The 7,206-nt window shown below is 70.6% G+C and carries 4 protein-coding genes and 1 pseudogene; all 5 read right to left on the bottom strand.

Annotation, left to right across the window (positions count from 1 at the left end):
• Positions 1-2,951, bottom strand: a 2,951-nt coding sequence (locus tag BEP24_RS15545) for a glycoside hydrolase family 38 C-terminal domain-containing protein (protein WP_065964953.1), incomplete at its 3' end; no start/stop codon positions are given.
• Between the two features lie 32 nt (positions 2,952-2,983).
• Positions 2,984-3,814 carry a carbohydrate ABC transporter permease gene (locus BEP24_RS15540; RefSeq protein WP_139197367.1) on the bottom strand — a complete coding sequence of 277 codons (831 nt, stop codon included), beginning with the start codon at positions 3,812-3,814 and terminating at the stop codon, positions 2,984-2,986.
• 71 nt (positions 3,815-3,885) lie between these two features.
• A complete protein-coding gene (locus BEP24_RS15535) occupies positions 3,886-4,749 on the bottom strand; it encodes a sugar ABC transporter permease (RefSeq protein WP_253181731.1) in 864 nt (287 codons plus the stop codon).
• Between the two features lie 195 nt (positions 4,750-4,944).
• A complete protein-coding gene (locus BEP24_RS15530) occupies positions 4,945-6,306 on the bottom strand; it encodes an extracellular solute-binding protein (RefSeq protein ID WP_065964951.1) in 1,362 nt (453 codons plus the stop codon).
• A 398-nt stretch (positions 6,307-6,704) separates the two neighbouring features.
• Positions 6,705-7,206 (bottom strand): annotated as a pseudogene (locus BEP24_RS15525) (ROK family transcriptional regulator); the annotation flags it as partial.

Here is a 7,206-nt window from a genome sequence, read left to right as displayed (position 1 = left end):
CCCCACGACCCCGACCCCAGCGGCCGCTCGAGCAGGTCCACCCGCTCGACCGCCGCGACGTCGAACCCGAGGTCCACGCCCACGTCCGCCGCACGGCCGCCGGTCGCCTCGTACAGCCGCACGACGACGTCGCCCGAGCGGTCCTCGGCGAGCTTGACCGCCTCGACGAACACCTGCGGCGACGACACCGTCACGAGCGGCTCGACCGTGGCCGAGCCCGGCACGGCGCGCACCGGCAGGTTGAGCCGGTAGCCGGAGTCCGCCGCGTCGAGCACCGAGTCGCCGACGCGCAGCACCGTGCGGAACACGTGGTGCCCCTGGTCGGCGTGCGGGTCCGGGAAGGTCGGCGCGCGCAGGAGCGACTCGCGCACGAGCGTCGTGGTCCCGCCGTCCGGACGGGTCGAGCGGGTGATGTCGTGCCCGTAGGTCGAGTCGTTCGCGACCGCGACACCGAACCCCGGCTCGGCGACGTGCACCCAGCGGTGCGCGGACGTCTCGAATCGGGCCATGTCCCACGAGGTGTTCTGGTGCGTCGGCCGGTCGATGTGCCCGAACTGGATCTCGCTCGACGCCGCGGCCGCCCGCACGTCGAGCGGGAACGCGAGCTTGAGGAGCTTCTGCCGCTCGTGCCACTCGACCTCGGTCTCGACGAGCAGCTCCGGCTGCCCGACGACCGCCGAGTACCGCGTGGTGATCGACGAGGACCCGAACGGCCGCTCGACGACGACGGTGTCGCCCTCGACCGTGACCGACGCGGCCGCGAGCACGGTCCCGTTCCGCTGGTAGGCGCGGTCGATGTCCCACGCCTCCCACTGGTTCGGGGTGTCGCGGAACACCGTGTACTGCGCGGCGACGGCCCCGGGGGCGACCGCGTCCCGACCGGACCGGTGCTCGACGAGGGAGACGACGTGGCCGTCCGCGTCGATGGTCGCGGTGACGACGCCGGTGTCGAACACCAGGTGGTCGCCGTGTCGGACGGGAGGCACGGGTCGCGCCGCGTCGGCGGGCGCACCTCCCAGCGCGGTCACTCCGTCCGCCGCCACCGGCGCGGCGTTGAAGCGCACCACCTGACCGCCGTCGGCGGTGCCGCCGCCGGTCGCGAGCACGCTCGTCGCGCTGCCGATGAGCTCCTCGAGCACGGCGGCGACCCGGGCGTACTCGGCCTCGGCGTTCTCGTAGACCCACGCGATCGACGACCCCGGCAGGATGTCGTGGAACTGCTGGAGCAGGACCGTGTGCCACACCGACTCGAGTGCGTCGTACGGGTACTCGGTGCCGTGCCGGACCGCGGCGGTCGCGGCCCAGGTCTCGGCCTCGCGGAGCAGGTGCTCGGAGCGGCGGTTGCCCTGCTTCGTGCGGATCTGCGACGTGTAGGTCCCGCGGTGGAACTCGAGGTACATCTCCCCGGACCACACCGCGGGGGTCGGCAGCGCGCGCTCGAGCTCCTCGAACACCTGCGCCGGGGTCCCGAGGTCGACCCGGGGCGACCCGTCCAGGTCGTGCTGCCGGCGGGCCGCGGCGACCATCTCACGCGTGGGGCCACCACCGCCGTCGCCGAAGCCGTACAGCAGCATCGAGGTGTTCGCGACGCCGCGCTCCTTGTTCTGCCGTTCACCGCGGTGCAGGTCGGCCGCCGAGACGTCCGAGTTGTACGTGTCGGCCGGGGGCAGGTGGGTCAGGACGCGCGAGCCGTCGATGCCCTCCCAGTGGAACGAGGTGTGCGGGATGACGTTCGTCTCGTTCCACGAGGGCTTCTGCGTCACGAACCACTTCGAGCCGGCGGCACGGACGATCTGGGGCAGGGCGCCGGTGTAGCCGAACGAGTCGGGTAGCCACGCCTCGGGGGTGTCGACGCCGAACTCCTCGAGGAAGAACCGCTTGCCCGCGACGAACTGGCGGGCAAGGGCCTCGCCGCCGGGCAGGTTCGTGTCCGACTCCACCCACATGCCGCCGACCGGGATCCAGCGTCCCTCGGCGACGCGCTGCGTGATCCGTGCCCAGATCGACGGGTAGCCGTCCCGGATCCAGGCGTACTGCTGCGCCGACGAGCACGCGAAGGTGAAGTCGGGGTCGCGGTCCATCAGGTCGAGGACGTTCGAGAACGTGCGCGCGCACTTCCGCACCGTCTCGCGCACCGGCCAGAGCCAGGCGGAGTCGATGTGGGCGTGCCCGACGGCGATCGCCCGGTGCGCGGCGGCGCTGGCGGGCACGGCGAGGGCGGGCGCGAGGACCTCCCGCGCCGCCGCGGCGGTGCCGGCGACGTCGTCGGGGTCCAGGGCGTCGGCGACCCGTTCGAGCACGCGGAGCAGGTCGGCCCCGCGGGTGCCGTCGGTCGGCAGCTCGGCCATCAGACCCCGGAGCACCCGGACGTCCTGCTGCAACTCCCACACCATGTCGTCGCGCTCGACGAGCTCCAGGGCACGGAGCCGGTAGATCGGCTCCGTGCCGGCGGTGGCCCGCGACCCGAGCGGCGTCGCACCCTGGAAGTGGTCGCCGCCGATGTCCGGGTTCGCGGCCGCCTCGACGTAGAGCTCGAACGTGCCGCCCGCCCCGACCTCGAGCGGCACGGTGTCGTTGAGCGGCTCGATGCCCTTCACGGTCGTGCCGTCCGGACGCCAGGCGAGGCCCTCCGCCTGGAACCCGGGCTGGCGCCCCGAGAACCCGAGGTCGACCCGCAGCTCGGCGGTCGTGCCGGGGTCGGTGCCGAAGTCGGCGGGCACCGTCCCGCGCACCCGGAACCAGGTCGTCCCCCACGGTCGTCCACCCCAGGCGTCGCCGACCCGGAACGGCGTGTACTCGGCCGCGACGGCCTCGGCGAACGGGACGGGTTCGCCGGGGACCTGCCACGCGTCGATCGTGACCGGGGCCGACCGCCGCAGGACGGCGGGGTCGATCCGGTCGCGGACGAGTCGGGCGATCCGGGCTTCGACGAGCGGTTCGTCGTGGTGCATGGAGTGGTTCCTTTCCAGCAGGGAGGCGAGTGTCAGCCCTTGATGCCGCCGGCGAGGGCGTTCGCCCCGCCGAGGCCGCGCGAGACGAGGACGTAGAGGGCGATGACGGGCACGGAGTAGACGATCGAGAACGCGGCGAGCTGCCCGTACGCGACGGCTCCGTTCTGCCCGAAGAAGTTGAAGATGCTCACGGCGGCGGGCACCTTGTCGGGCGAGAGCAGCAGGACGAAGGGGACGAAGAAGTTCCCCCACGCCTGGATGAACACGAAGATGAACACGACCGCGATGCCCGGGCGCATGAGCGGGATGACGATCCGCCACAGCGTGGTGAACATCGAGGCGCCGTCGGTCCACGCGGCCTCCTCGAGCGAGATCGGCACCGAGTCCATGAAGTTCTTCGCCATCCAGATCGCCATCGGCAGGCTCGTGGCGGCGAGGAAGAAGATGCAGCCCCACACGTTGTCGATCAGGTTGAGCGACACGAACAGTGCGTACACGGGCACCATCATCGCGGTGACCGGCAGACCGGTGCCGAACAGGATGCTGTACAGGAACGGCTTGTTGACGCGCATCTTGTAGCGGGACAGCGGGTACGCGGCGAGGATCGCGACGACGACCGTGACGACCGCGGTGCCGCCGGAGAGCAGCAGGCTGTTGCCGAGCGGGATGAACGACAGTTCGGGCGTGAGCACCTTCGTGAAGTTGTCGAGCGTGAACTGCGTCGGGAGCTTCACGGACAGCGACGCCTGCGTGTCGAACGAGGCGAGCACGAGCCAGAGCAGCGGCACCGCGAAGCACACCGCGATGACGAGCAGCACGACGTTCGACACCCAGCGCATGGTGCGGCCGCGCGGCGACGTCATGTGCAGCGAGCCCGGGGCGGTGACCGAGCGCGTGACGTTCGACACGGGGTGGTCGGGGATGGTGACGGCCATCAGTCGACCTCCGGCTTCAGGGCCTTGATGTAGATGATCGAGAACACGGCACCGACCACGAGCAGGATCGTCGCGATCGCGGTCCCGAAGCCGAGCTGCGAGAACTTGAACGCCTCCTGGTACGCCAGGATCGGCAGCGTCGACGAGTTCGTGCCCGGGCCGCCGCCGGTCATCACGAAGATGAGCGTGAACACCGACAGGGTCTGCAGCGTCGTGAGCATGAGGTTCGTCGAGATGGACCGCCGGATCACCGGCAGCGTGATGTAGACGAGCCGTTGCCACCCGGCCGCACCGTCCATCTCGGCCGACTCGGTGATCTCCTCGGGGACCTCCTGCACGGCGGCGGAGTACACGAGCATCGAGAACGCGGTGCCGCGCCAGATGTTCGCCAGGACGACGGCGACCATCGGGTACGTGTACAACCAGTTCGCCCCGGTGATCCCGATCGACGACAGGACCGTGTTGAGCGTGCCGGTGTCGTTGAAGAACGCGTACGCCGCGAACGACGCCACGATCTCCGGCAGCACCCACGCCGCGACGACGAACGTGCCGACGACCGCGCGGACGACCCGGTTCGCGCTGCGCATGAGGAGCGCCAGCCCGAGTCCGAGGACGTTCTGGCCGACGACCGCCGAGGCGAGCAGGAACACGATCGTGAGGACGACGGACTTCGGGAAGTCCGGGTCCTGGAACAGTTCGACGTAGTTCTGCAGGCCGACGAACTGCTGGTTCGCAGCGCTCGCGCCGGTCAGCGCCGAGTTGGTGAAGGACCCGGAGAACGACGAGACGACGGGGCCGAGCAGGAAGACGACGAGCAGGACCACGGCCGGCAGCAGCGGGACCGCTCGGCTCGCCTGCCGCAGGGTGCGCCGCCGACGCGGCGTCGGCGGGTCGGTGCGCTTCGGCGCACCGGGCGCCGACAGCGTCGGCGCGAGGGGGGTGGTTGACACGGTGGTTGCCTTCCGGGTGCGCCAGGGGTTGCGAAGGTGGGGAGGGACGGACTGGAGGCGCGGTGCACGCGGTGGTCCGCGCCTCCAGTCCGTCGACGGCTCGCGCCGCTACCCGGCGTCGACGGTGTTCTTCTCGCCGACCACCTGCTGGACCGAGCGGTCGTAGGCCTTCGCGGCCTGGGCGGGTGTCTGCTGCCCGGTCATCACCGACTCCATCGCGACCTGGATCGCGTTCGAGACCTGCGAGTAGTCGCTCGTCGCGGGACGGAAGTTGGTGTGCTGCACCAGCCCCGAGAAGAACGAGAACGTCGGGTTCGCACCCGTGTACGTCGGGTCCTCGGCGACGTCCTTCCGGACCGCGATCTGGCTGTTCTCGGTGTCGTACTTCAGGGAACCGTCCTTGCTCAGGAAGGTGGAGATGAAGTCGAACGCCGCCTTCGGGTTCTTCGAGTTCTTGCCCACCGCGAGCGTCCAGCCGCCGGACATCGAGTTGTAGCCCGGCTCCTGGCCGTTCTGCGTCGGGAAGGGCGCCTGCCCCATCACGTCGTTCCACTGCTTCCACGGAGCGGTGCCGGACTCGAGCCACGAGCCCGACTGCCACGAGCCGTCGAGGTCGATCGCGAGCTTGCCCTGCGGCAGCCACGTCTGCGTGATGGTCGTGCCGACGTTCGTGTCGAGCGCCTGCTGCGGGGTCGGGCCGAGGCCGCCCTGGTACACGTCCTCGACGAACTGCAGCGAGTCCTGGAACTGCTTCGAGCCGACGACCCACTTCTTGTCCTTGTACAGCGTGTTGCCGTTGCCCTCCGCGCCGTACAGGAGCATCTCGAATCCCTGCATGGTGGACGCTTCGCCCTGCGCCTTGCCGGAGTAGATGTTGAACGGGATGACGCCCGCGTCCTTCTCCTTGATGGTCTTCGCGGCGGCGAGCACGTCGTCCCAGGTCTTGGGCTCCCACGGGACGGGCAGGCCGACCTTGGCGAAGATGTCCTTGTTGTACCAGAGCGCCCGGGTGTCGGTGCCCATCGAGACGCCGTAGATCTTGCCGTCGTCACCCTGTCCGGCCTGCTTGGCGTTGTCGTAGAACTGGTCCCAGTCCTTCCACTTCGCCACGTAGTCGTCGAGGGGCAGCAGGTAGCCGGCCTCGGCGTCGGACTTGATGAGGAAGGTGTCCTCGTACATGACGTCCGGAGCGGTCGCGGGCGCCTTGTTCATGAGCGCGAGCTTCGTGTAGTAGTCGTTGCCCTGGGCCTGGATCGGGACGAGCGTGACCGTCTTGCCGGGGTTGGCCTTCTCGTACTCGGTCTTGACCTCCTTCATCTGGGCGTCGAGCTGCTGGAAGGCGCCGTACTTCTGGTAGGCGATCTTGATCGTGTCGCTCGAGGCGGACCCCGAGCTGGAACAGCCAGCCAGCCCGACCGCGGCGACTGCCACGGCTGCGAGGCCGGCGATGATGCGGGTGCGGCGTTTCATCGGTGCTCCTTTGCACGGGATGTCCGCGGGCTCCGTCACCCGCGCGCAGGATTAGTACAGCGTGTGGACTTAATCCGTGTCAAGGGGTGCGGGTCACGGATGGGCGTCGGATCGGTGGTCGTGCGGGGTGGGTTCGGTCGTGCGGGGTCGCGGGGTCGCGGGGTTGCGCGGTTGCGCGGTTGCGGGGTCGCGGGGTTGCGAGGTTGCGAGCGACACCGCCGCTGTCGTCCGACGTCCGCGATGTCGCACGGGGCCGGCGGGTCGGCGCCGAGCGCTGGCGAGCGACTCGTCCGCTGTCGTTCGACGTCGGAGAAGTCGCTCGGCGCTGCCGAACCGAACCGAGCCCGCGCGCCCGAGCCCGCGCTCGCGCGCGACCGCGCTGCGGTCGGCGAGCGGGGTCAGTGCCGGATGAGCAGCGCGCTCGCCCGCGGGGACAGTGCGGCGTCGAGCACGAGGCACGCCGCTCCGACCGCCGCGACGTCCGCACCCCGACCACTGTCCTGCACCGCGATCGGGTGCTTCGGGACGAGGTTCCGGGAACCGATCACGGCCTCGCGGGCGGCGGGCAGCGCGACCGGGGCGATGTCGGACCAGAACGGACCCCCGAACACGACCCGGTCGACGTCGAGCAGGTTGACGATGAGCACGACCGCGTTGCCCATCACGGTGCCGGCATCGGCCGCGAGCGACACCGCCGCCGGGTCGCCCGCGCGGATCGCCTCGCCGAGGGCGGCCCAGGAGCGCTGTACCGCGGCGACGTCCTCGACACCGACGTCGAGCACACCGACGTCGAGCACACCGGCACCGGCACCGGCACCGGGTTCGCCAGCCCCGCCGCCGAGCCCGCCGCCGTCGGCCACCGCACCGCCGTGACCACCGCGCGTCCCGTCCACCCCGAGC

This window comes from Curtobacterium sp. UCD-KPL2560, from assembly GCF_001705035.1.
Lineage (GTDB): Bacteria > Actinomycetota > Actinomycetes > Actinomycetales > Microbacteriaceae > Curtobacterium.
The sequence above is the reverse complement of the archived record's forward strand: the minus strand, read 5'-3'. Positions and strand labels throughout refer to the sequence as shown.